The 25287-nt window shown below is 61.1% G+C and carries 18 protein-coding genes; 9 read left to right on the top strand and 9 right to left on the bottom strand.

Annotation, left to right across the window (positions count from 1 at the left end; translation table 11 throughout):
- Positions 1-230 (top strand): hypothetical protein (locus tag ACILSR_RS20850; RefSeq protein WP_395751724.1); only part of this gene is annotated, 230 nt, incomplete at its 5' end.
- A 45-nt stretch (positions 231-275) separates the two neighbouring features.
- Here ACILSR_RS20850 and ACILSR_RS20845 read toward each other — a convergent pair.
- Positions 276-1841, bottom strand: a complete 1566-nt coding sequence (locus tag ACILSR_RS20845; protein ID WP_395751723.1) for a hypothetical protein — start codon at positions 1839-1841, stop codon at positions 276-278.
- Positions 1842-1977: 136 nt separating this feature from the next.
- On the opposite strand from ACILSR_RS20845, the gene ACILSR_RS20840 reads away from it, so the two are divergent.
- Positions 1978-2436: a YhcH/YjgK/YiaL family protein gene (locus ACILSR_RS20840; RefSeq protein WP_395751722.1), complete on the top strand. Its 459-nt coding sequence runs from the start codon at positions 1978-1980 to the stop codon at positions 2434-2436.
- A 6-nt stretch (positions 2437-2442) separates the two neighbouring features.
- On the opposite strand, the gene ACILSR_RS20835 is transcribed toward ACILSR_RS20840, so the two are convergent.
- Together ACILSR_RS20835 and ACILSR_RS20830 are read right to left on the bottom strand one after the other, a co-directional pair.
- Positions 2443-3711, bottom strand: a complete 1269-nt coding sequence (locus ACILSR_RS20835) for a DUF1501 domain-containing protein (protein ID WP_395751721.1) — start codon at positions 3709-3711, stop codon at positions 2443-2445.
- Positions 3712-3717: 6 nt separating this feature from the next.
- Complete coding sequence (locus tag ACILSR_RS20830) at positions 3718-5958, bottom strand: hypothetical protein (RefSeq protein ID WP_395751720.1); 2241 nt, start codon at positions 5956-5958, stop codon at positions 3718-3720.
- Positions 5959-6047: 89 nt separating this feature from the next.
- Between ACILSR_RS20830 and ACILSR_RS20825 the strand changes: the two genes are divergently transcribed.
- The 5 genes from ACILSR_RS20825 to ACILSR_RS20805 all read left to right on the top strand — a co-directional run bounded on the left by ACILSR_RS20825 (position 6048) and on the right by ACILSR_RS20805 (position 14057).
- Positions 6048-8660 carry a PSD1 and planctomycete cytochrome C domain-containing protein gene (locus ACILSR_RS20825; protein ID WP_395751719.1) on the top strand — a complete coding sequence of 871 codons (2613 nt, stop codon included), beginning with the start codon at positions 6048-6050 and terminating at the stop codon, positions 8658-8660.
- Positions 8660-10111, top strand: coding sequence for a DUF1501 domain-containing protein (locus ACILSR_RS20820; RefSeq protein WP_395751718.1), 1452 nt, complete (start codon positions 8660-8662; stop codon positions 10109-10111). The genes ACILSR_RS20825 and ACILSR_RS20820 overlap by 1 nt, the downstream gene beginning before the upstream one ends.
- Before the next feature lie 23 nt (positions 10112-10134).
- Positions 10135-11394, top strand: a complete 1260-nt coding sequence (locus tag ACILSR_RS20815) for an MFS transporter (RefSeq protein ID WP_395751717.1) — start codon at positions 10135-10137, stop codon at positions 11392-11394.
- The gene (locus tag ACILSR_RS20810; RefSeq protein WP_395751716.1) at positions 11391-12647 is read left to right on the top strand and encodes a hypothetical protein; all 1257 of its coding nucleotides are present in this window, start codon (positions 11391-11393) and stop codon (positions 12645-12647) included. Before ACILSR_RS20815 ends, ACILSR_RS20810 begins: the two co-directional genes overlap by 4 nt.
- Before the next feature lie 129 nt (positions 12648-12776).
- Positions 12777-14057, top strand: coding sequence for a PP2C family protein-serine/threonine phosphatase (locus ACILSR_RS20805; RefSeq protein ID WP_395751715.1), 1281 nt, complete (start codon positions 12777-12779; stop codon positions 14055-14057).
- Here the strand turns inward: ACILSR_RS20805 and ACILSR_RS20800 are convergent.
- The 6 genes from ACILSR_RS20800 to ACILSR_RS20775 form a co-directional block, all read right to left on the bottom strand.
- Positions 14026-14775: an anti-sigma factor antagonist gene (locus tag ACILSR_RS20800; RefSeq protein WP_395751714.1), complete on the bottom strand. Its 750-nt coding sequence runs from the start codon at positions 14773-14775 to the stop codon at positions 14026-14028. The genes ACILSR_RS20805 and ACILSR_RS20800 overlap by 32 nt on opposite strands.
- A 12-nt stretch (positions 14776-14787) precedes the next feature.
- Positions 14788-15600 (bottom strand): ABC transporter ATP-binding protein, encoded by an 813-nt coding sequence (locus ACILSR_RS20795; RefSeq protein ID WP_395751713.1) that lies wholly within the window; start codon positions 15598-15600, stop codon positions 14788-14790.
- A gap of 11 nt (positions 15601-15611) precedes the next feature.
- Positions 15612-16544, bottom strand: coding sequence for an ABC transporter permease (locus ACILSR_RS20790; RefSeq protein ID WP_395751712.1), 933 nt, complete (start codon positions 16542-16544; stop codon positions 15612-15614).
- Between the two features lie 3 nt (positions 16545-16547).
- On the bottom strand, positions 16548-17762 hold the full coding sequence (locus tag ACILSR_RS20785) for an STAS domain-containing protein (protein ID WP_395751711.1): 1215 nt from the start codon (positions 17760-17762) through the stop codon (positions 16548-16550).
- 7 nt (positions 17763-17769) lie between these two features.
- Positions 17770-19707: an ABC transporter substrate-binding protein gene (locus tag ACILSR_RS20780; protein ID WP_395751710.1), complete on the bottom strand. Its 1938-nt coding sequence runs from the start codon at positions 19705-19707 to the stop codon at positions 17770-17772.
- A 93-nt stretch (positions 19708-19800) separates the two neighbouring features.
- Positions 19801-20604: a helix-turn-helix domain-containing protein gene (locus tag ACILSR_RS20775; protein WP_395751727.1), complete on the bottom strand. Its 804-nt coding sequence runs from the start codon at positions 20602-20604 to the stop codon at positions 19801-19803.
- 114 nt (positions 20605-20718) lie between these two features.
- On the opposite strand from ACILSR_RS20775, the gene ACILSR_RS20770 reads away from it, so the two are divergent.
- A complete protein-coding gene (locus ACILSR_RS20770; RefSeq protein WP_395751709.1) occupies positions 20719-23862 on the top strand; it encodes a PSD1 and planctomycete cytochrome C domain-containing protein in 3144 nt (1047 codons plus the stop codon).
- 1 nt (position 23863) lies between these two features.
- The gene (locus tag ACILSR_RS20765; RefSeq protein WP_395751708.1) at positions 23864-25261 is read left to right on the top strand and encodes a DUF1501 domain-containing protein; all 1398 of its coding nucleotides are present in this window, start codon (positions 23864-23866) and stop codon (positions 25259-25261) included.
- The last annotated feature ends 26 nt before the right edge of the window (positions 25262-25287 follow it).

Below are 25287 nucleotides of genomic sequence, written 5' to 3'. Positions count from 1 at the left end.
TGGCGGGAGTTGAAAACGGGGTGCAATGTCCCCTGCATCGTTTGGTGCATGGTCGTCGGGTGCTTTTTGTGTCGCAACTCCAAGTAACCACGCTCTCAGCTCCAAACGATGCTTCTTTTAACTTCGGTATCCGGGTTGAAGCTCGCCTGTCCATCCGCCGTTGTCTGACCCTAAGCCGCCAAAGCAAGGTGGCAGGCTCCAAGAAACAGGCCGAAAAAGATGAGCTTTAGATCAATCGGTTCATAATCACCGCAGAAGCGCGGCAGATTCGGATTTCATTCGTCCCATGACTGCGTGTTTTGCGTGAACCAGTAGCCATGGCTGGACACCAGGCGGCCTTTGGTTCCGCCACCGGCCAGGAAGCCACGCGTTTGGCGGACCGAGTAGCTCCAACTACCATCTTTCTCCGGGCTGATCTTGATCTCGATCTTGGTGCCATTCTTCTGGGTGGATTTCAGCTGGTAGCTGCTGCCGTAAACCTCGTCCTTTCCCTGTTTGAAGGCACCGCTCACAGCCTCCGAAAAGGGCACCGCAGTAGGCAGGCTCTTTTGGATCTGCGCCATCACCTCCTTTTCGGGATCGGCATCGTTGAGTTCAAAGAAGAGCGGCTCCTTGGAATCCAGAACATTCTCACTGACCAGATCATTGATCATTTCGACCGGAAAGTCCCCCGCTTTAACTCCGGACAAAGGTCTTTCCAGTGAGGCAAGGGCCGCTTCATTGCCTCTGCCAAATGCGCGCTGCGCTGCTTTCCGGATCAGGCCATGGTTTGCCCGTAGTGAAGGCTTCTTTTCGAGCATGGCGGCCATGAATCTTGGATTGCTTGACGTCGCAGCGCGTTCCAGCAGCGTGTCAGTATAATCATCTCCGGGATTGATGGCGGCGGCGGGGTCCACCCCTGCATCCATCATTGCCGTCATCAGGCTGATGTTCCCCACCCAGCATGTTTCTGCCGCGAGCGGCATCAGGTCCGCCTGGCGAAGTTCCGCCTTTGGCGGCGCTGGGACTGGGTTGCGCAGGGCTGGCTGCCGGCCCTCCAGCACCCACCAGCCATGGCGTTGAATCAATCTGCCCGTGATTTTCTCCACCGGCATTGGGACAGCTTCCACCCCTGAAGTCACTTTCACCGGACGTCCTTCGAGCTTGCATACCACTTCCCATCCATTTTGGGCGGGAAGTGGTTTCGTGGTCACCCCAAGACGCACGCCCATCTCATCGGAGATCCGGTTGGAAAACCACACGCGGGTGTCACCATGAGTCACCATGCGCGTCGGATCGTGCTTCGCCATCGACATCGGGAATGTTTGGTCACGCCTTCTTGCGATCGCTTGAGTAAACCCATCCGGCGGCTCCGCATCGTTCAGGGATACAAACACCTGCAGCGGTTCAGGGATGCTGAATAAATCACCCAGAAAGTCGATGGCAGCGCGAGGCATTTTTTCGCCCTCTTCTGGAGGATCAGTGGGCACTTGCAGCATTTTCGCCAGGTCGTCCCGATTCAGGGCCAGCGCCAGATCAATAGGGCGGACATTCTCCGCAGAGGCGACGGCCGGAATTGCTCCACGGTCTCTCAGCCAGGCGATCATCTCGTCTTTGCCCCAGGCGACGGCAAACATTAGACCGGTGAAACCAGGGTCGGATTCATTCTCATCCACATCCGCGATACTTTGATCAATCTCCAAACCCGATTGCAACAAAGCAGCATACAGGGAAGTGTTGCCATCCGCGAGCGCTCGTCTTGCCGCTCGCCTTAACTCAAGCGAATCTGCCGCACGAGCCATCCCGCTCATATCTGTGATGATCGACACAAGAAATATGCAAACGATGCATGCGGCTCTCATGGGCGGAGGATGCGCAGCCTCGCAGGCATAGTCAATATGAACTCTTCTTACGTCATATGAGGCGCCTTGGACAGATGCGTTGTCTCCGAGATTGAAAGGTTGCTTCAGGAATGATGTTCCGATACAGCATAGGGCCATGATCCTCGACACCCTCGAAAACTCCGCCCGGTACGAGTCCCTGAACTCCCGCTTCGCCAAAGCCTTCGCCTACCTCCGCACCGTGGACGGCACCCAGCCTCTCGGTCGTTTTGACATTGATGGAGACCATTGCTTTGCCCTCGTGCAGACCTACGAAACGAAGCCACAGGACAAGGCCAAGTTCGAGGCGCACCGCAAATACATCGACATCCAGTTCATCCACAGCGGCCGCGAGACCATCCTCTGGGCACCGCTCGCCGCCATGCTGGAGGAAACCATGGCTTACAATGAGGAAAAAGAGGCCGCCCTCTGGAAGCTCATCCCCGATGTCACCCCGCTCCACATCAGCGGCGGTCACTTCGCCATTCTTTATCCGCAGGACGCCCACGCTCCCTGCGTCGAGTGGGACAAGCCGGAGCAGGTGTTTAAGGTCGTCATCAAAGTCGCCGTGGAGTGACGCGCATCAGCCCCACAGGCCCTGCAGTACTTCTTCTTTCTTCACGCCGAGCGGAAATTTTTTGCTGAACGGGTGATCCTCGATCCCCGCAAACTGCCTCAGCGCGTGGTGAATGTGCTCGGGGCGCACTCGAATCCCCCGGTCCTTGTCGATGGCGAGTGATTGAGCGTTCAGCGGCACATGCAGCTGCCCATCATCCGTGGCACCGATCACCCGGTTCCCTCGAATGCCAGCACCCAGGAACTGGATGGAACCCACGGACCAGTGGTCTTTTCCGTTGCCTTTGTTGTAGGTGGGCGTGCGGCCCATCTCGCTTTGAATGATCACCACCAGATTGTCGCGAATTTTGAGCTCCTCGGCACGCCGCAGCAGGTAGGCGATGCCCGCGAGAAACTCCGGAATCAGCTTCATCTGGTCCGCGTCATTGTTCGCATGACTGTCAAACTGGCCGATGCTGAGATTTGCGGAAACGCAGACGCCCGCCTTGAATGAAGCCAGCGTGATCTCGGCCTGCTGTGACAGCCGCTCCTTCGGAATGTTCTTGGGAATGTAAGGCGTCACGCGTTGCATCGCCTTCGAGTTGATCTGCGCCGAGTAGAGCATGCTCTGCGCGCGCTCCACACGCGGGAGACGTGGCTGGGAGGCGCGGCCTGCCTGCTGTTCATCCAGCGCCTGGTTGATGCTCTCCAGCACAAAGTCCTCATGGTAGGGAGATCGGACATTGCCATCCACAAAGTCTGCGTTGGCGATGCGCTGCAGCGACTGCGGATATGGCACGCGCGACATCGCCACCACGTTCCCGGTGTTCGAGTAGTTGCCGAACGTCAGGTAGGAGATCGGACACGCAGGGCCTTTGCACGCCGCCACCAGCGCGGCAAAGGTGGGATAGGCGAGACTGTCCAGCTTGCCGGTGGCCATGTAGCGCGCGCCGGGCGCGTGATTGTTCACGGAGTAGTCGAGACCGTTGAGCGTGACCAGTTCGCTGCCAAACTCCTTGTAAAAATCCTCGTTGCTCATCCCCGCGGCAATATGTTTCGCCGTGGGCGCAAACTTGTGCGCTCCCTGCGTGAGAATGTCTCCTTCCTGATAGAGGCGGTTGATTTCATGGATGCCCTTCGGGTCCATCAGGTAAGTCGTGTCCCAGCCGCCGGAGGCGTTGAACACAACGTAGTACGGCCCTTCATACGCTTCGCCTTCCTTCGTTGCGGCGCGCCCACCGGGGCAGGCCAGTCCCAGTCCCGCCAGCGTGCAGCATTTCAAAAAGTCGCGTCTCATGGTGGGTTATTCGTAGAGGAAGTCGTACTGGCGCAGCAGGTAGGTCACCACGGCACGCCAGGCCCGCACGGTGTAGTGCGGATCGGCCACGGGCTGCTCCAGGCCTTGGCGGCAAAAGTAGTTTTCCTCGGCGGCATGGCGCTGCTCCGCCGCATCTTTGACGATCCCGGCGAAGAGCTGAAAGCTGCGCTCCACCTCCGCCTCATCCACCCGCCCCAGCAGGCGCTCATGCAGATGCGTGAGGGTGCGGCGGATTCGTGCATCAGCATCGGCGGTGCCAGGCACCACATCGGGTTCCATGTTTGCAAAGAGCAGCCGCTTCCCTGCGGGCCGGCTGAAATCCAGCGCGGTTTCCTTGCACGCCACGTCATTGGCGATGATGCGCTGGAGCGATCCCATCGCTCCGCTCGGGTCCGCTGCTCGTTCCGTGACCTCCTTCGAATCAATGCCGCCATACAGCATCGCCAGCTGATCGTTCAGTCTGCCCCACGGGCGGCCAAACACAGCGGCGATTTTCCGCTCCAGCTGTTCGGGGGCGAGCATGCGCACGATGCCCACATCATCCAGCTCGGCCTGTCGTTCGGGTTTCAGAGCAGCGGTGGTGAGCCCGTTTGCACGGTAGAAGTCCGTCGCCACCCAGTCCTTGAACACCTGTTTCAGATTAAAACCGGTTTTAGCAAACTTCCTGGCGATGGTCTCAATCACAGCCCGCTGTTCCTGATGGGCGCGGTATTTTGCGGCGAAGCCGGGATCATCCAGATCCTTGGGCGGCAGCAGCACTTTGCGTCCGGTGAGAATGTAATAAACATGCTCGACCATCGCGACGGCAAAGCGCGGATCTTTGGCGGTATGCTCGCCGAGCCACTGCAGGGCCCGCCAGCGCTCGCCTTCAGGCAGTATCTCTCCCTCGCACCCGGCGCCAAACATATCCGTGAACCATCCCTCCTTGCGCTTCCCATACACGCCTTCAAACCGCCAGTAGTCCTGAAACATCCCCGCGATCGGATCGAGCGTCTTGTGGCACACCACGCATTCAGCCGCTTCCATGGTCGGCACCTTGTACTTGGCGGTCGTGGCAGCAGCGTCAGACACCCGGGCCGCCAGCTCCAGCACATCCACTCCCAGAAAATGCTGGAAATACATGCGAGCACGCAGGCGGTTGCGGTTCGTCTCAGTCGTCGGGTAGCGGCGCAGGTACTGAAAAGTGCTGAGCAGGCCCGCATGCGGATAAAATCCCGTAGCGCTGTCCTGGTTGTCCGCCTTGTTGCGCCCTACCAGCGCATTCAGCTTCACCGGAATGTATTCAAAGGGGTCTTCGGCATTTTTAAACCGCGCTTTGATCTCCTCGAAGTTGCCATAGCCACGGGAAGTGTAGGGCGTGACCATGATGTAGTCTGCCGTCACGATTTCCGTGAAGGGCCGGTCGTTGCGCACGATATGCTCGATCAGCTTCATCGGTTCGCCCAGCAGCGCTTCACGATACTGCCGCGCGAGTTTGTAGCCCGCCTGCCGCCGTTCCTTTTCATCCTGGATGTGGCTCAGGTCGTAGGTTTGAAACCAGTTCCGCGTCTTGCTGAAGTGATCGTAGGAAAGTATGTTGCTGTCTCCGCCGTCCGCGCCCAGAGTTAGGAAGATGTCGTTGAAGCCTTCGCGCAACCGGTCGTAAAAGGCGTCCTCCTTCATCACGGCATCCAGGATCTCGGAAAACGCCCCTGGCTTGTTCAGACGTTTCAGTTCCGCCTCCGTAGGCAGCCTTCCTGACAGCGACAAAGTCACCCTGCGCAGAAGGCGTGCATCATCCAGCATGGAGACACCTGCGAAAAACGGTGGCGCTTCTTTTGCCGGCGTGGGGGACTGTGGCAGGTCCACTTTTTTCACAAACGATTCCAGAATGCGGAACCCCGTGGATCCCGGCTTGAGCACCTCTTCGCCTTCGTGCTCCAGCTTGCCGGTGGCTTTCAGCAGCAGCCGAGACTCGCCATCCTTCAGCAACTTCGCCATGCGGCTGAATGCGGCCTCGTTGTGAATTAGAGAGGCGTGACGCCCCGGCGTTTGGTCCCGCGCCGGGTCCTGCAGCACAAACCGGCTCTCCTCGGCGTCGCCTCCTGCTTTGTGGCATTTCAGGCAGGCCTGCACTCCCACCTTGGGCCAGACTTCGTCGGAAAAATAGGTGCCGGCCTGCGCTGGAGAGATCAGGGCCAGGGTCAGCAGGCCCAGCGCTGGAGCTCGGCTGGTGGAAAGTTTCATCGCGGCAGGTGTCAAACGCGCCGCGATTGGGGGTACTTTCCCTGGCAATACATCCCGTTTCCACTGCGTAGGTTATTACCCCCCCCTCAATGAAGCTGTCGTCTGCCGTTTTTCTTTGCTCTCTCGCCGTCACCGCCCGTGGTGCGGAGCGCCTGCTCACGTTTGAGAAAGACGTGCGGCCCATCGTCAAAGCGCACTGCACCCACTGCCATGGCGAGGAGGAGAAACCCGAGGGTGGCGTGGATCTGCGCCTGCGCCGCTTCATGGATCAGAAGCTGGATGGCGGCAGCCAGGTCATCGTGGCAGGGCGTCCGGAGCAGAGCGAGCTGGTGCGCCTGATCAAAAACGGCGAAATGCCCAAGAAGGGCAAGCAGCTCTCCGCGGCCGAGCTGGCGACTATCGAGCAATGGATTGCCCAGGGGGCTAAGACGGCCAAGCCGGAGCCACTGGCGCTCGCGCCGGGGCCAATCATTTCGGACGATGACCGCGAATACTGGGCCTTTCAGCCGGTGAAGCGCCCTGCCGTGCCCAAGGAGGTGGACAACCGCAAGGTGCGCACGCCGGTGGACGCCTTCCTGCTCAAGTCGATGACCAAGCAGGGCCTTACCTTTGCCCCTGAGGCTGACCGCCGCACGCTCATCCGCCGCGTGACGCTGGATCTCACCGGCCTGCTGCCCACGCCGCAGGAGGTGGAGGACTTTGTGAATGATAAGTCCCCGCTGGCCTACGAGCAGCTGGTGGAGCGGCTGCTGGCCTCCAAAAACTACGGCGAGCGCTGGGCGCGCCACTGGCTGGATGTGGTGGGCTACGCCGACTCCAACGGCTACTCTGAAGCCGACTCCGTTCGCCCACAGGCCTGGCGCTACCGCGACTACGTCATCCGCGCCATAAATGCGGACAAGCCCTGGGATGAATTCATCCAGGAGCAGCTGGCCGGAGATGAGCTGGCAGGCGCCACGCATGCGGACTATCAGCAGGCGGTGCTGGATCCGCATCGCACGGACCAGCTTATCGCCACTGCCTTTCTGCGCATGGCTCCGGATGGCACCGGGGACGCACCGGATGATGCCAAGCTGGCGAAGAACCAGGTCATTGCCGAGCAGATGAAGGTCATGACTTCGTCGCTCATGGGGCTCACGGTGGCCTGCGCGCAGTGCCATGACCACCGCTATGACCCCATCACGCAGGTGGACTACTACCGCCTGCGCGCTGTGCTGGATCCTGCCTACAACTGGGAGTCTTGGCGTGCGCCAGCGCAGCGCCTGTATTCGCTGTATTCCCCGCAGGAGCGCGCCAAGGCCGCCGAGATTGAGGTGAAGGCCAAGGAGATCGAGGCCGAAGCCCGCGCGATGAGCAAAAAGTTCCTGGATGAGATTTTCGAGGTCGAGATCAAGAAGGTGCCCGAGGCCGAGCAGGCCGCCTTCCGCGTGGCCCGTGACACGCCTGTGGCCAAGCAGACGCCGGAGCAGAAGGCGCTGATCAAAAAATATCCCTCCGCGCTCGCCACCTACTCGCTGGATCTCTACGACAAGAAGAAGCAGGACATCGTGGATGCCAAGATGGCCGAGGCCAAAAAGCTGCGCGAGACGAAGCCTGCGGAAGGCTTTGTGATGGCGCTGACGGAAGTGAAGGGGCAGGTGCCGGCGACCAAGCTTTTCAATCGTGGTGATCATGACCAGCCCAAGCAGGCGCTGACTCCGGGAGAGCTCAGCATTCTTGCCAGTCCGCAGATCGAGCCCTTCAAGCCGGTGCCTGTGAGCAGCGGCTCCAGCGGACGTCGTCTGGCCTATGCGCAGTGGCTCACCAGCGGCAAGCACCCGCTCACAGCCCGCGTGCTGGTAAACCGCTTCTGGATGAATCACATGGGGCGCGGCATCGTGAATACGCCGGGAGATTTTGGCCGCCAGGGCGAGCTGCCCACGCATCCTGAACTGCTGGACTACCTGGCCGATGAGTTTGTGAAGAGCGGCTGGAAGCTCAAGCCTCTGCATCGCCTCATTCTCCTGAGCAGCGCGTACCGCCAGTCTTCCGTCAATCAGGACTCGCTGCAGGGCGATCTCGAAAACAGATTCTATGCGCGTTTCAAGCTGCGCCGACTGGATGCTGAGACACTGCGGGATTCCATGCTCGCCGTCACGGGTACGCTGGTGCAGAGCAGCTACGGTCCGCCGAGCGGCATTGGCCGCGATGCCCAGGGCCGTGTCGTCACCGGCATCGACAAGAGCACCATCACGCTCAACAAGGTCGATCCCGGCGGCTCAGATGATTTCCGCCGCTCCATCTACGTGCAGGTGCGCCGCAGCAAGCCCGTCACGGTGCTCGACACCTTTGATGCACCGATCATGTCGCCGAACTGCGAGCTGCGTGCGCAGACCACCGTGGCCCCGCAGTCCCTGCTGCTGATGAACGACACCTTTGTGCTCGACAGCTCACGCCGACTTGCCGACCTGCTGCAGGCTGCTGCTCCCGGCAACCGCACGGAGCAGATCAAGCGCGTGTGGGAGCTGCTCTTTGGCAAGCCCGCCACCCAGTCTGATGTCGCCCGTGGCATTGCCTATCTGGACGAGCAGACCAAGGCGCTCGTGCAGTATCATCATGACATCCAGCATCCAAAGGGCGTCGTGCCCAATCCGCCGCAGGAGGCCATGGCCAGCTTCTGCCAGATCCTTTGCAGCTCAAACCGCTTTCTCTACGTCGAATAATGAACCGCCCCCAGCTCTGCTCCCGCCGTCATTTCCTGCATGCCAATGGCTACAGCCTTGGCACGCTGGCGCTCGCCTCGCTGCTTGAGAAGGACGGCCTGCTCGCCGCCCCTGTGAAGCCTGAGAGCTTTACGGGCGAGGTGCGCTACGACCTCACGCCGAAGAAGCCGCACTTTGAGCCGCGTGCCAAGGCCATGATCTCCCTCTTCATGATGGGCGGCCCTTCGCAGATGGATCTCTTTGATCCCAAGCCCATGCTCACCAAGTATCACGGGCAGAAATTTCCTGGAGAGATCAAGTATGACAACCTCGCGCAGGCATCGTCGAAGTGCTTCGGCTCGCCGTGGAAGTTTGCCAAGCACGGCCAGTGCGGCATGGAGCTCAGCGAGCTGCTGCCAAACCTGAGCAAGGTGGTGGATGAGATCACGCTCATCCGCTCCATGACCTCCGGTGTGAGCAATCATGCGCAGGGGCTGTATGCCATGAATGCGGGACGCATCACCGCAGGCCGCCCTGCGCTGGGCTCATGGCTGACCTACGGTCTGGGCAGCGAGACGGACGAACTGCCCTCCTACATGGTGCTCTCCCATCCCGGTGGCCTGCCCACCTTCAGCGGCGAGCATTTTACGAATGGCTGGCTGCCGGCGCTCTTCCAGGGCACGCTGGTGCGCGCCACGGAGCCGCGCATTCTCAATCTCGATCCTCCTGCCTCGCTCGCGGGTGCACCGCAGAAGCGCCAGCTCGATCTGCTGCGCGCCTTCAACGAAGACCACCTTTCCGCCCATCCTGGCGAGCTCGACCTGCAGGCGCGCATCTCCAGCTACGAACTCGCCGCCAAGATGCAGACCGCCGCCAAGGAGGCGCTCGACATCTCCAAGGAGCCTGAGTACGTCCGCAAGCTCTACGGCGTGGACAATCCCATCACCAAGGACTACGCCACGCGTTGCATCATCGCGCGTCGCCTCGTGGAGCGCGGTGTCCGCTATGTGCAGGTGCTCAATGCCGGCCAGTCCTGGGACCAGCATGGCTCGCTCATCACGGCGCTGCCGAAAAACTGCGAGGCCACCGACCAGCCCAGCGCGGCGCTGCTCATCGACCTCAAACAGCGCGGCCTGCTGGACACCACCGTGGTCCACTGGGGCGGCGAGATGGGCCGCCTGCCCGTGCTGCAGAACGACGCCGGACGCGAGAAATGGGGCCGCGACCACAACACCTACGGCTTCAGCATGTGGATGGCTGGCGGCGGCTTCAAGAAAGGCTACGTGCATGGTGAGACCGATGAGTTTGGCCACAAGGCCATCATCGACGAAGTGAAGCACTACGACTACCACGCCACGCTGCTGAAGACCTTTGGCCTGGACCACACCAAGCTCACCTACAAGCGCAACGGCCTTGCCGCCTCGCTGACGGACAACCAAGGGGCGAAGGTGGTGGATCAGTTGCTGGCCTAGTCTTTTGCTTCTTATCATCCAGCATGAGCGCCGAAACAACGAATCCATTGCATCGTTCGGCGGCGTGGAAATGGACCATCTGCGGCCTGCTGCTGCTCGCCTCGGCGATCAACTACATGGACCGTCAGACGCTGGCGAATGCGGCGGTGCGCATCACGAAGGAGTTTCGCCTTTCGCAGGAGCAGTATGGGCACATCGAGGCCGTGTTTGCCTACGCCTTTGCGGCGGGTTCCATTGTCTTTGGCTGGGCGGCGGATCGTTTTTCTGTGCGCTGGCTTTATGCCATCGTGCTGACGATGTGGTCGCTGGCCGGGCTGGCCACGGGCTTTGTGCACAATGAGCAGGAGCTGCTCTGGTGCCGCATGGCGCTGGGTTTCTTTGAGGCCGGTCACTGGCCCTGCGGCATCCGCACCACGCGTGCGCTGCTGGACGCGCGGGAGCGCTCGTTTGGCAACAGCGTGCTGCAGAGCGGCACCTCGGTGGGAGCTATTATAACGCCGCTGATCATGAGCGCGCTCATGACGTCCGAGCTTAGCAGCTGGCGCACGGCCTTTCAGGTTGTGGGCATCACCGGCTTTGGCTGGCTGGTGCTTTGGTTTGCGCTTGTGCGCAGAGCAGATCTGCCTGCGCCTGGGCGTGATGAGAAGTCAGCACAAGCAGAAGGCGCGGGTCTTTGGAGCCCTGTCTTCATCCGCCGCATGCTCATCGTCTTCGTGGTCATTGCCTGCATCAACACCACCTGGCAGATCCTGCGTGCCTGGCTGCCGAAGATTCTTCAGGAAGGTCGTGGCTATTCGGAGGCGGAGACGCTGTGGTTCACCTCGGCGTGGTATCTTGCCACGGATGTCGGCTGCATCGGTGCCGGGGCGCTCGCTGTCTGGCTGGGGCGGGGCCGGATGTCTGTGCATGCCGCGCGGGTCATGGTCTTTGCCGTCTGCGGGCTGCTGTGCGTCACCTGCGCACTGACTCCCTGGCTGGCGCATGGCTGGGGCCTGCTGGCGGTCTTCATGCTCGCGGGAGCCGGGGCACTGGGGGTGTTTCCTTTGTATCATGCCTTCACGCAGGATCTCTCGGGACGCCATCAGGGAAAGATCACCGGGATCGCCGGAGTCGTGGCCTGGGTGCTGCCGGCGCAGGCGCAGCAGTTCTTTGGCAGGCTGGCGGATCGCACGCACTCGTTTGACCAGGGGCTGATGCTGGCCTCCTGCCTGCCGCTCATCGCGGTGCTGCCGCTTTGGTTGTTTTGGGAAAGCAAATCCGACTCACCCTCATCCTCCTCATGAGCACTCTATCCTGGACCCGTCGTTCCTTCCTCATGGCCGGTGCCGCCACTGCAGTGGCAGCGCAAGCTGCTCCCACAGCCGGCCGCAAAAAGATCGCGCTCATCGCCACGGTGATGTTCAAGAACTCGCACGCGATGCATTTCGTGGACCGCCTCGCCATGGGCTACGTGTGGGCCGGGCAGTGGCTGCCGCCGCGCACGGATCTCGTCTCGCTCTATATTGCGCAGTTCCCTGACACCGACCTCGCGCGCGGCCGCTCGGAGCGCTACCACATCCCCATCTATTCCAGCATCGCCGATGCGCTGACACTCGGCACCGGCAAGCTCGCGGTGGATGGCGTCGTTCTCATCGGTGAGCACGGTCAGTATCCTGAAAACGAAAAGGGGCAGACGCTTTACCCGCGCTACGAGTTCTTCAAAGAAATCGTCAAAGTCTTCGAGGCGAGCGGCCGTAGCGTGCCTGTCTTTAATGACAAGCACCTCTCCACGGAGTGGAGCAAATGCACCGAGATGGTGGCCGATGCGACGCGGCTCGGCTTTCCCTTCCTCGCCGGCTCTTCATTGCCCGTCACACGCCGTCTGCCTGCGGTGGACATCCCGTGGGGGGCTCCGCTGTCTGAGAGCGTGGCCGTTGGCTATGGCGGCATCGAGAAATACGACTACCACGGCCTCGAAACGGCGCAGTGCATGTCCGAGCGCCGCCGTGGTGGCGAGGCTGGAGTCAAAAGCGTGCTGGCCCTGCGTGGAGAAAAAATGTGGAAGCATGCGGCTACGCGTAAGAACACTCAGCGCCTTCTCGCCGCCGCGCTCTCCCGCAGCCACACGTGGCCTGTGGAGGGATATCCGCTGGAGCCCGTCAGCTTTGACTGGGCGCGCAAGGCCTTCCCAGACGCCTTCGCCTACTTCATCGAGCATCGCGACGGATTCCACACCACGCTCTTCATGCTGCCGGTGCGCGACTTCAACTACGCCGGCCTCAACAGCGAAACGGGAGAGATCACCTCCTGCCAGATGTTCCTGCCCATGCCGGGCTCCAGCTCCACCACGGCGGACTTTTTCAATCCGCTCATTCATCACATCGAGGACATGATTCTGGAGAACCGCGCCCCCTATCCCGTGGAGCGCACTCTCCTCACCTCCGGCATTCTCATCGCCGCCGTCGAGTCCCTCTATCGCAAAGGCGAGCTCATTCAGACTCCGGAGCTGGACGTCAAATACACCGTGCCCAAAGAGTCCCTCTTCTGGCGCGAATGAGTTGCAGCCACCCCTCACTCATGGGAAACAACCCATGTGATTCCACCCTCCCACCTCCCTTCATCCTCACTCGCGCCTTTTGCGCCAGATGAAGCGAGTCAGTGCTCTTGGATGGAATCTCTGCAAGCCGTGCTCCTCTCACCCGGCGAGGTCCTTTTTCGCGAGAGCGATGCCGCAGACGCCATGTTCCTCATCGAGTCCGGCACGCTCGCCGTGGTGCTTGAAGTCGAAGGCGCAGGCCGCTCCGAGCTCCGCCGCCTCGGCCCGGGCCAGTTCCTCGGCGAGATGGCTCTCTACCGCTCCGAACCTCGCACCGCCACTGTGGAAGCGGTGGGCGACGTCAAACTCTGGCGTCTCACCACGGAAAAACTGCGCGAAGTCGAAGCCCGCCATCCTCACCTCGCCATCGCCCTTCACCGCCATGTCGCTTCGCTGCTCGCCGAGCGCGTCTCCTTCAGCAACATGGAGCTCAAGGAACCGCTCGCTCGCCTCGCTCACGCACTCCGCGGCCTCGCCACCAGCGATTTTTCCGACACCGGCTGGAACCGTTCCGGTGTCTCACAAGAAGCGAAACGCAGCGATGAAGTCGGCGCCGTCGCGCAGGCGACGGAGTTTCTCTTCAAACACCTCCAGGAGCACATCGCCGCCCTTCAGCAGCAGACTGCCGCCCGCGAAGCCATCGAAAGCGAGCTCCGCATCGCAGGCGAAATCCAGTCCAGCCTTCTCCCACCACCGCTGAACGCAACCGAGCGCCAGCGTGTGGATTTCTCCGCCTTCATCAAACCCGCACGCGAGGCCGGTGGCGATCTCTACGACGGCTTCTTCCTCCCCGATGGCCGCTTCTTCACCCTCGTGGGCGATGTCTCCGGAAAAGGCGTCTCAGCCGCCGTCTTCATGGCCCTCGCCGCCATGGCCGTACGAACGCTGGCTCCCGAAGTCAACGATCCCGGAGCACTCCTCGCGCAGGTAAACCGCCTCCTCTGCGAACGCAATGAGACCATGCAGTTCGTCACCGCCTGTGCCGTCTTTTTCGATCCCTCTACCGGCGAGCTCACCTGGGCCAATGCCGGCCACCCGCTCGCCGCAGTCATCTCCGCCACTGGCAGTCTTACCTGGCTCGACGGCCCGCGCGCCGCACCGCTCGGCGTGTTTGAAGAAACTCAGTTCGCCACTCAGCGCCACCTGCTCGCTCCGCTGGAAACTCTTCTCGTATACTCAGACGGCGTCTCGGAATCCATGGATGCGAAAGGTGCCCTGTTCGGCGGCGGCCGTATTCAAGAATGCCTGACTGGAGGCTCAAACGACAGCGCTCAAACCGTGGAGCGCATCGTCGCCGCAGTGCTGGCTCATCAGGCTGAAGCACCCCAGGCAGACGACATCACTCTCGTGGCACTACGCCGAGTGCCATAAGCAGGCCCGAGACATGGAAGACCTCATGCACCGCCGGTGTGAGCGACCTGAAATGCGCTGCCCCGCCAGCCGCTTTCAGCTTCTTTGCCGCGATGATGAAAACCCGCAGCCCCGCGCTGCTCACATACTCAAGATTTGCCAGATCAAACACCAGTGTGCGCACGCCGGAAGCGATCAGCCCAGCCACTTGCTGCTCCAGCTCCGGACTCGAAAGCCCGTCGAGTCTTCCTGAGAGCGAAAGCGTGGCCGAAGACTCCAGCCTTGAGGTGGCGATGTGAACTGTCGCCGCGCTTCCCGCCCCGCTGCTCAGCTTCCGTTCAATAGAGAAAATGTTCTTTCCATCGCTGTGCTCATACTGGCACACATCCATCAGCTTCTTCACCAGATGCACCCCCAGTCCGCCCACCGGCCGCGCTTCCAGTGGCAGTTGGGTATCCAACTCCGGCCGTGCCAGCGGATCATAAGCCGGCGCATCATCCGTCACCACCGCACGGATGCGATCCGCCGCAGTCGACTCCAGCCTCACCGTGAATGACCGCGAAGCATCACACCCATAGCCATGCGTGATCACATTCGTCACGATCTCCTCCAGCGCCAGATGCAGCGACGACACATCCGCCGCACTCCCCGGTGTGCCCGCGCAAAAAGAATCAATCATCTGCATGACCCGCGCCAGTTCGGCGAGATCAGCGGCAATAGTGAGAGTCTCAGATTTCACGGGCACAGCAGATCAAATATAGAGCTCGCTTAGCATCGCCGCCGCGCTTTCATCCAGCAGTTCACGACGGCGCACTTCATCAAAGCGGTCCAGCAGATCCTCAGGCCGCAGGCGCTTCTTCTCGGCACCACGAATGTCATGCAGCACGCGCCCGCGATGCATCATGATGATGCGGTCGCCCAGGCTCACCGCCTGCTGCATTGAGTGCGTCACCATCAGCGTGGTCAGCTTGTCGCGTTGGATCACCTCATCACTAAGCTGGATCACTTGATCCGCGCTCTTCGGGTCCAGCGCCGCCGTGTGTTCATCCAGCAGCAGCAGCTCCGGCTTCAGCCATGTCGCCATCAGCAGCGTCAGCGCCTGCCGCTGCCCCCCGGACAGCGACCCGATCGCATTATCCAGCCGACCCTCCAGCCCCATCTTCAGCGTGGCAATCCGTTCCCGCAGCGGCTTCATCAAATTCGGTGCCAGCGCCCACCCCAGCCCGCGTGTATGACCACGCTTGCTCGCGAGTGCAAAATTCTCCGCAATCGACATCGTCGGTGCTGTGCCGCTGAACGGATTTTGAAACACCCGGCCAATCAGCTTCGCCCGCTTGTGCTCCGGCCACTTCGTCACGTCATGCCCCGCCAGCTCAATCTTCCCTTCATCCACATAAAACGATCCCGCCACCGCATTCAGCAGCGTGGATTTGCCAGAGCCGTTCATGCCCAGCACGATCACAAATGACCCCGGCTCGATCATCAGATCAACACCTTGCAGCGCACGGACTTCGTTGACCGTGCCTGGATTGAAAGTTTTGCGGATGCCGGAGAGCGCAAGCATGACGGTTCAGTTCAGGTGGCAGAGGAGGTGGGCCGGCGTTTCATCTTTTCCAGCAGCCCCGGCAAAATCAAAGCGGCGAGAACAAACAGCGCTGTAATGAGTTTGAGATTGTTTGGATTCAGCCCCCACCGCAGCGCGATCGCCACCAAAAGCCGAAACAACACCGAGCCCATGACAGTGCCGATGATCGTGAGGCCAAGGCTTCGTGTGTTGGTGAGTGCTTCACCAATGATGACGCTCGCAAGACCCCACACAATCATGCCGATGCCCATCTGAGCATCGGCGAAGCCTTGATACTGGGCGAGCAGGGCGCCGGAAAGCGCGACGAGGCCGTTCGAGAGCCCAAGACCGAGAATGATATTGCGCTCCACATTGGCGCCTAGAGCACGGATCATCTGCGGATTGTCGCCCGTGGCGCGCATCGCCGTGCCGAGTTGCGTGCGAAAAAAAGCGAACATCACGCCTCCTGCAGCGGCCGTAAAACCAAACGCCAGGATCAGCACCGCCGCATCTGCAGCGGCCACTGGCCATCCCAGGATATGAATCGTTTTTCCACCTGCCAGCCATTCGCCAAGTTTTTCGCCATAGCTCGTAACAGTCGTGGCTTGCATGAGGGGTACATTGCTGCGTCCCATGACATTCAGATTCACCGAGTAGAGCGCCGTCATCACCAGGATGCCTGCCAGCATCGCGTTGACTTTGAATTTCGTGTGGATGAATCCCGTGGTCATTCCCGCCACCGCGCCGCCAAGCGCTCCCGCAATCGTTGCGAAGATGGGATTCGTGCCTTGAACCAGAAGAACCGCCGCAATCGATGCGCCGAGCGTGATGGAACCATCGGTGGTGAGATCGCGAATCGAGAAAATCCGAAACGACACCAGCACCCCCAGCGCCAGAAGCGACAGGATGAGTCCGATGATCAATGAGCCAATGAGAAGTGTCATGCTTCAGGAAGTGATGATGGGCGCGATCCACACCGCGCCCCGGTAAAGCTCGCTCTCGCCCGCGCCGTTGAATCCGCGTGGATCGCAGATCAGGTGCAGCACGCTTTGCAGCGACTGCCCGTCAAACAAACCCGCCACCGCAGGCTGCAAATCAATGCGTCCTTTGCGCAGCGGCCGATATGGAAACACCGCCGCATGCAGATGCCCCAGCAGTTCGTTGCCCTTAGCTAATGGCCTCAGCAGCGCCTCAAAAACAGTGCCCGGCTTCGCCACCACACCCACAATCAAAGACGTCGTGTCACGAAACGACCGCTCGCTCGTAAACGACAGCCAGTCACGAATCTGCGGAAATTCAAAGCGCTGCCCCTGCGTGCCTGCATCGGCCACCGGCGACTGCCTCAGCGTCGCCCCCACCAGCCCCGCCGTCTCCGTCACCGCCACGACCACCGCCGCATTCGCTCCGCTGGATTCCAGTGCCGTCTGCATGAGCTCCGTGATGCCAATGCGCCGGTCCTCATCATTCGCTTCAAACCGCAGCAGCGATGCGAACGCCCCCTGCGCCGAAAGTCCCAGCACAAGCTGCCCCTCCGGCACCAGCGCTCCCTCGCTCAGCATGAAGTCCGGCCTGCTCGACCCATCCGCCGGCTGAAACGCCGCCACACCCGCCACCGCCAGCATCTCACCGCAGCGTCCGGCACTTTCCGCAAAATTGCCACCCAGCGCCCCAATTCCCAGCGCCACGGTATTGCCGTCAAAGCGCCGCGTCGCCGGCTGCGTATGACTTCCCTTGGAAAGCAGGGCCGCATCACCTACGCTCTCAATCTTCATCCCGCCGCCACCCAGCGCAAAAAGCTCATACGCCGCGCTCGCCGAAGCAAACTCCTTCCCCGCATCCTCCGCGCTTTCACTCGCCGCGATCTCAGACGTGATCAGCATCTGCAATCCCGAAAGCTCCAGCACCGATCGTACCGCTTCCGATGGGCGGATCACCCCGAACAGTCCGTTGATCGCCTTCAGTTGCTTGTAGCACGCCAGCAGTACACGAATGCCCGCGGAGCTGATGTAGCTCACCGCGCTCATGTCCAGATGCAGCCGGTGCTCGCCTTCGCGCACCGCACTCGAAAGCGCGGACTCCACAGGACTGCACCAGTTCGCATCCAGTCTCCCCGCAAGATGCAGGATGATCAGGTCACCGGAGGTTTGGCGGGAGATTTCCATGGGTCACTTACTTCATCACTTTGTCCACTTCCTTCAGCAATTCCGGTGGCAGCGTCATGCCCACCGCCGCCGCATTCGCCGGGCTCGCGCTGTAAAACAAACGCGGCGGCAGCACAAAAGGCATTTTGGAGGGGTCTTCACCACGGATCACCCGCTCGATCATCTCTGTCGTCACCTCGCCGCAGTTGTGGTAATCCCGCCCCAGCGCAATCGGCGCACCGAGCGGCACCGTCGTGCTGTTCAGGCTGATCAGCGGCTTCTGCGTCTGCCGCGCCGCCTTCGCGATCGCGTTAAATCCCGTGCTGCTCAGGTTGTCCGAAATCTGCACCACCGCATCAATCGGCCGCGATACCAGCGAGAGCGAGGCATCCGCCAGATCGCTCGACGTGTTCACCGCGATGCATTCCAGCGTCAGCCCGCGCTCCTTGCACAGCTTTTCAAACGACTCCTTCAGATCCACCGAGTTCGCCTCCGCCGGACAGAACAAGGTGCCCAGTCGTTTGTACTGCGGGAAGTACTTCTGAATCATCGTCAGCGCCTCGCTCACCGGTGCCAGCACGGAGACGCCCGTCACATTCGGTTTGTGCTCCGTGAAACTCTTCCCCGCACCCGCCACCACCGGATTCGCGATCACCGAAAACACAATCGGCCGGTCGCGCACCTTTTGCAGCGCAGACTGCAGCGTCGGTGTGGAAAGCGGTACCACGATGTCCGCATTGTCCGTCAGCACTGCATCAAAAATCCCGTTCAGCGAGGCGATGTCTCCCTGCGCGCTGCGGTAGCTGATGGTGTAATCCTTCCCCTCCACCAGCTTGCTCCGCTTCCACGCCTCCTTCATCCCCGCCATCGTATCCTCCGAGGGACCCGATTCGATATAGTTCACAATGGCGATCTTCCACTTCTTCCCCGAAGGATTCGGTACCGTGGTGGAAATAATCTGCTCCGCACCATTGTCATCAATGAGCAGATTCGCGCGCTTCTTCACCTCTTCGGAAACTTGCCACGGCGTGTGCAGCCCCTTCGTCGCCTGCAGGTTCACCGCCAGCATCTCCGGCATCACATTGACGATCGGCACCTCCGCCGGTTTGCGCCCGCTTAGAATCTCACCCGCCAGCACTCCCGCCAGCCGGCCCACCTCCGGATAATCCGCGCCCAGATCAAACAGCGCTCCCTTCTTCACATTCGGCGGAATCACCGTGAACACCGGAATGCCACCCTTCTTGGCCGTGGCGATCATGCTGTCCGCCGCTGTCATCACCGTCACATCACCACCCATCCAAAACGCCTCAACGCCCCGCGCCACCAGCGCCCCCGCCGCCTCGGCCACACCCGATGAATTGTCCACCGTCGATTCCATCAGCTCGATCCCCATTTCTCCACAAACCTTGCGCGCCAGTTTCACCTGCGCCTCCGAGTTCGCCTCCGCCGCATTCCACACCACGCCCACCTTCTTCAGCGCCGGGTTCATCTCGCGCGCGATCTTAAACGCCTGCGGAATCGGCTGCATCGTCCCAAAACCGGCCAGATGCGCTGGATGTTCCAGCGGGTTCGTCTTGCTCACACCCACACCTGCCACCGATGGGTCGGACACCAGTGCAAACACATGCGGCGTCCCTCCCGCCTTGTTCGCATTCGCCACCGCCTGCAGAGACACCGTGCTGATCGTCATCAGCAGGTCATACCCGCCGCCCGCCATCTCCTTCGCGATCGTCTGAGACACCGCATTGTCACCTTCCGCATTGTACAGCTTCAGCTCCAGATTTTTCCCCAGCTCCCAGCCCTTCTCCTTCAGTCCCGCAATCATCCCCTCGCGCCCTTGATCGAGAATCGCCTGAGACGCATGCTGCAGCAGCGCCACCCGCATCGTCCGCCCGCCTTTCGGCGCCACCGCCGTCTTCACGCGAGATCCCAGATCAGACAGCAGCAGCACAGCCGCAGCGGCCATGATCAATAAGGTGCCCAGCAGGAGTCGGCGCAGAGAGTGAACCATCGGCCCCCACCAAGAGCAGGAAGCACGCGCAGTTCAACGCCATTTCGATCAATCCCTCATTCCACCGTCCTTTGGATGCGCCTCTGGCAAGGCGATTGCTCGTGCAGACTGCACCCGCGCCTGCTGCTCACGCCGGTACCGCAGCGGCGTGGTGCCGGTGAATTTTTTGAACCGCTTCACAAACGAGCTCGGATCATAAAATCCGCAGTCCAGCGCGATCTGCGCGATGCTCCTGGCGCTGTGCTGCAGCGTGTCCAGCGCATGAAACATCCGCACCTGCTCCACAAAGGCATACGGCGTCATGTTCATCCGCTGCTTGAAGATGCGCGTGAAGTGGCTCTCCGAAAAGCTGCACCTCCTCGCCAGCTGCACGACCGTGATCGTCTCGGCGAAATGCTTTGAGATGTATTCGATCGCCGGCAGCAGGCGGTTCAGTTCATCGTCCTGTCCCATCACATCATTGTATTCTTCGTTGATCGTGATGAGGCCGGCCACTTTGCCACTGCGGTCGCGCAGCGGATACTTGCTCGAATAAGCCCATTTCATCGCATGGGCGAAAAATCCCACCGCGTGCACCTCGTTTAGCAGCGGTCTGCCTTGCTTGAACACCTGCAGGTCATTCTGGCGGAAGCTCTGCGCGATGATCTTCGGAAACAAATCGAAGTCCGTCTTGCCCACCACATCCAGGTTCTCCGGCAGGTGGACCGCCCTCCGCAGCGCCTGGCTCATGTAAATATACCGGGAGTCGAGATCCTTGATCATGAACATAGCTCCCGGAATGCGTTCCAGCGGGCCCAGCAGCTGGCGCACGTCGCCCACTTCTTCGAAAAACTTCTTCTGCAGTGTCTTCATCACGAATGGTCGGATATTACCATTTTTTGAAGGGATGGCCACACAGAGGTGCGTCTCTCGCCACGTTGGTTCAGCTGCATAAGCTTTCTTCCCCTCGCCTGATTCCCAAGACTGATGAAGTCACTCGCCGTCATCGCATGCTTCCTCGCCGCCTCGGTCACGAGAGCGCAGGACATCTTCATCTCCAGGGTGGAGCCCCTTTTGAAGCTGCGCTGCTTTGAGTGCCATTCGCACGGTCAGAAAATCAAAGGCGGCCTCGCGCTCGATTCCAAGTCCGGCTGGGAAAAAGGCGGCGAGAGCGGTCCTGCCATCGTTCCCGGCAAACCGGAGGCCAGCCTGCTCATGCAGGCCCTCAGCCATGCGGAGAAGGACATCAAAATGCCGCCCAAGAAAATGCTCCCTGCATCGGAGATCGCGGTTTTTGCCGAATGGATTCAGCAAGGAGCGCCTGACCCGCGCGCCTCAGTGACTCAAACTGCCAGCGACCTCTCCGCAGATGACACCTGGGAAGTCGAGTTCCACAAACGCCTCGACTGGTGGAGCCTCAAGCCCATGCGCAAAGTCGAGCCGCCATCAGTGGACGACCCCGCATGGTCAAAGGAGCCGGTCGATCGTTTCGTGCGCTCCGCGCTTGCCACCGCCAATCTCCAGCCAGCACCGCCTGCCGATCCGGCCGTGCTCCGCAGACGGCTCGCTTTCGTCCTTACCGGTCTCCCGCCACCCACTACCACGCCCTCATCGGACGAGGCCTACGTGGACATGCTGTTGCAAAGCCCCGCTTTCGGCGAGCACTTCGCGCGCCACTGGATGGACGTGGTGCGCTACACGGACACCTACGGTTACGAATGGGACAATCCCGCCAAAGGCGCCTACGAATACCGCGACTACCTCATCCGCGCCTTCAATGACGACTTGGGTTTCGACCAGTTCCTGCGCGAGCAGCTCGCCGGAGACCTCCTGCCAAAGCCACGCATCCATCCAGCTTCGCACACCAACGAAAGCCTCATCGCTCCCATGTTCTACCATCTGGGCGAGCACCGCCACGGCAGCAGCCTCATGTTCAATGGCATTCACCAGGAAATGGTGAACAACAAAATCGACGCCTTCTCCAAGGCATTCCTCGCCACCACCGTCGCTTGCGCACGCTGTCACGATCACAAGCTCGAGGCCGTCTCCCAGCACGACTACTATGCCCTCGCCGCCCTCTTCACCACCCCGCGCTGGACCTCTCGAGTCATCGATGCACCTGAAGCGAATGCCGCCGCCATCGCAAAGCTCAAAGACTTGCGCACCGCCATCACCGCAGAGCTCGCACTCGCGTGGCGGCAGCCCTTGCAGCCATCCTTCCTCAAACAATGGGCTGGTGCGCATGCCTCCGCGTTAATTGGCACCGGTGCGCCGCTCGCGGCACCCGCGGAGCTTTCCACCAAAGCCACCGAATGGCGCAAATCCCGCGCCGCTGCACAAAAAGCCAACACCGCTTTTAAACCCCTAGCAGATCCCGCCAAAGCAAAGCTCCCCGCCGGTTGGGTGGTTGAAGGTGAGGGTCTGCAGCACGGCTTCGTCCAGGATGCCACACCCCTCATTGCCTTGGAAGGAGATGCCGTAGTGTCACGCCTTCTGCCTCGCGGCTGGCACACGCACGCCTTGTCATCAAAGCTGCCCGGCTCGCTCCGCATGCCACCTGAGCATCTCGTCCCGGGAAAATTGGTGAGCCTGGACCTCGCGGGCGGAGAGTTCGGCGGTCAGCTTGTGGTCGATGATCATGCGTTTCAGAACGAAACCATCACCCTCTACACCAACGTCACTCCCGCCTGGAAAACCTTCGCAGACGCCGCGTTGAAAAATGGCGTGCAGCAGGTCACCGTGGAGTTCGCCACTTCTTCGTTGAATCCGAATTTCCCTCCGCGCACCGGTCTCGCCAAGGGCCTCAAGAGCGACGATTTCGGCTACGACAAACGCAGCTGGCTGAGCATCTGCGGCATCGTCTCGCACGACACGCCGGGTGCCCCGCAGGATGAGCAAACTGCATTCACCGGTTTGTATGAAAATACCGTCGCTGCAGCTCCCTCCGCAGACCCCTGGGAGCGCATCGCCGCCTGGCTCAATGCCGCAGTTTCACGCTGGTGCGCCGGCAAAACACAATCCGGCGATCAGCCCGTTCTCGACTGGCTGCTTTCCAGCGGCCTGCTGCCAAACAAAGCCGAGCCCGGCAGCAAACTTGCGCACCTGCTTGCCGAATACCGCAGCATCGAGGCCTCCATCGCCTTTCCGCGAACCGTGAACAGCATGGACGAGCGCGAAACCGTCCACGCCAGCTACCCGCTGAACGTTCGGGGCAATGTGGACGTCTCCGGTGCGCTCGTGCATCCAGGATTTTTGAAAATGCTGGATGCCCGCGCTCAGGTCTCAGATCGCCGCGCTCTCGCCGAGTCCTTGCTTGCCCCCGAGCATCCCCTCACCGCCCGTGTTTATGTCAATCGCGTCTGGCAGTGGCTCTTCGGGACCGGACTCGTTGCCACCCCGGATGACTTCGGCCGTCTTGGCGACAAGCCCTCGCATCCCGAGCTGCTCGACTGGCTCGCGCGCGAGTTCATCCGCGAGGGATGGTCCACCAAGAAGCTCGTGCGCCGCCTCGTGTTAAGCCAGACCTTCCGTCAGTCCGGCCTGGTCACCGCCGCCGCGCGCGAACGCGACCCCGACAACCGCCTGCTCCACCACTACCCCACGCGGCGCCTCGAGGCCGAGGCCATTCGCGACTCGCTCTTCGCGATCTCCGGTCGTCTCGATCGTCGCCTCTATGGCCGCCCCGTCCTTCCGTTTCGCTCTGCCGAAGACGCCGCCAAGCGCCTCTTCAGCGGCCCGCTCGATGGCGGTGGCCGCCGCTCCATCTACCTGCAGATGTCCATCATGGACCCGCCAAAATTTCTCGTCGGCTTCAATCTTCCGGACCTCAAACTCCCCACCGGCAGGCGCGATGTCACCAATGTACCCTCGCAGGCCCTCATCATGCTGAATGATCCCTTGGTGAACGAAATGGCAAAGTCCTGGGCAGCTGCTTTTTCAAAGCAGTCCTCCATCGGCCGCGAAGATCGCCTGCGCCAGATGTTCAGGCAGGCCTTGAATCGCGAGCCAGATGCCGCTGAGTTGGCACGCTGGACCACCGCTCTGCAGGATTTCGGCGGAGACACGCCAGATGCATGGGAGCGCCTCGCTCATGCGTTTTTCAATACCAAGGAGTTCATCTACTACCGCTGACATGCAGCCGCCAGACCACGATCATCGCCTCTGCTCGCGCCGCCACATTCTGGCAGGTGCCTCCGCGGGCTTCGGCATGCTCGCGCTGCGTGCCATGGCGGGCATGCCCATGCAGCGTCGCGCCCGCGCAAAGAACATCATCTTCTGCTTCATGGATGGCGGTCCCAGCCACGTGGACACGTTTGATCCGAAGCCGATGCTCAAAAAGTTTGAGGGCAAGCCCATCGGCAGCGCAGCCGTGACCAAACGCTCTCAATCAAACGCGGGCCGCGTCTGGTTCGGCAGCCCTTGGGAGTTCCGCCAGCGCGGGCAGAGCGGCCTGTGGGTCAGCGAGCTTTTTCCCCACATCGCGCAGGTGGCGGACAAGCTCTGCGTCGTGCGCTCCATGGTCGGCGAGCTCCCGCTTCACGGTCAGCAAAATCTGCTGCTGCACACCGGCCGTATCATCGGACAGGCGCCCAGCTTTGGCTCCTGGGTCTCCTACGGTCTCGGCACCGAAAATCAAAACCTCCCCGGCTACGTCGTGCTCAACAACGACTGGGTGCCAAACGGCGGCCTCGAAAATTTCGGCAGCTCTTTCCTTCCCGCCAGCCATCAGGCCACCATGGTTCGCGCCAAAGGCGTGCCTGTCGATAACATCACTCCGCATGACGCCGCCCTCATCCAGCGTCGCAAACTCGCGCTGCTCGCGCAGCAGGATGCCGCCTTTGCCTCCGGTGCTTCCGACTCCTCCATCATCGAGGGCGCTATCGCCAATTACGAAACCGCCTTCCGCATGCAGAGCGCGGTGCCCGCCGTCGCAGACATCGCCGCCGAACCTGAATACATCCGCAAACTCTACGGCGTGGATTCCACCGATGAGCACCAGCGCTTCTATGCCACCCAGGCGCTTCGCGCACGTCGCCTCGTGGAGGCTGGCGTCCGCTTCGTGGAGATCACCTGCCCGAGTTTCGATGGCAACAATTCTCCCTGGGATCAGCACGGACAGATCCTTCAAAACCACGCCAAAAATGCGCGCATCACCGATCAGTCCGTCGCCGCTCTCATCAGCGATCTGGATCAGCGCGGCCTGCTGGATGAAACCATCGTCCTCTGGGCCGGCGAGATGGGCCGCACCCCTCACACACCCAAAATCAGCAGCGCCTGCGGCCGCGATCACCATGTGAATGGCTACAGCATCTTCATGGCCGGCGGGGGCTTCAAAGGCGGCATGATTTTCGGTGAAACCGACGACTTCGGCAACGCCGTCGCCAGCGATCCCGTGGACATTCACGACATCCACGCCACCCTTCTCCATCAGATGGGTGTCGATCACGAAAAACTCGTCTTCCGCCACGGCGGTCGCGATCAACGTCTCACCGATGTGCACGGCCGCGTCATGCGCGAGTTGACAGCCTGATTTGCCAGACCGTAATCACTTCCAGA

Source organism: Prosthecobacter sp., assembly GCF_044222565.1.
In the GTDB taxonomy this organism is placed as follows: domain Bacteria; phylum Verrucomicrobiota; class Verrucomicrobiia; order Verrucomicrobiales; family Verrucomicrobiaceae; genus Prosthecobacter.
The sequence above is the reverse complement of the archived record's forward strand: the minus strand, read 5'-3'. Positions and strand labels throughout refer to the sequence as shown.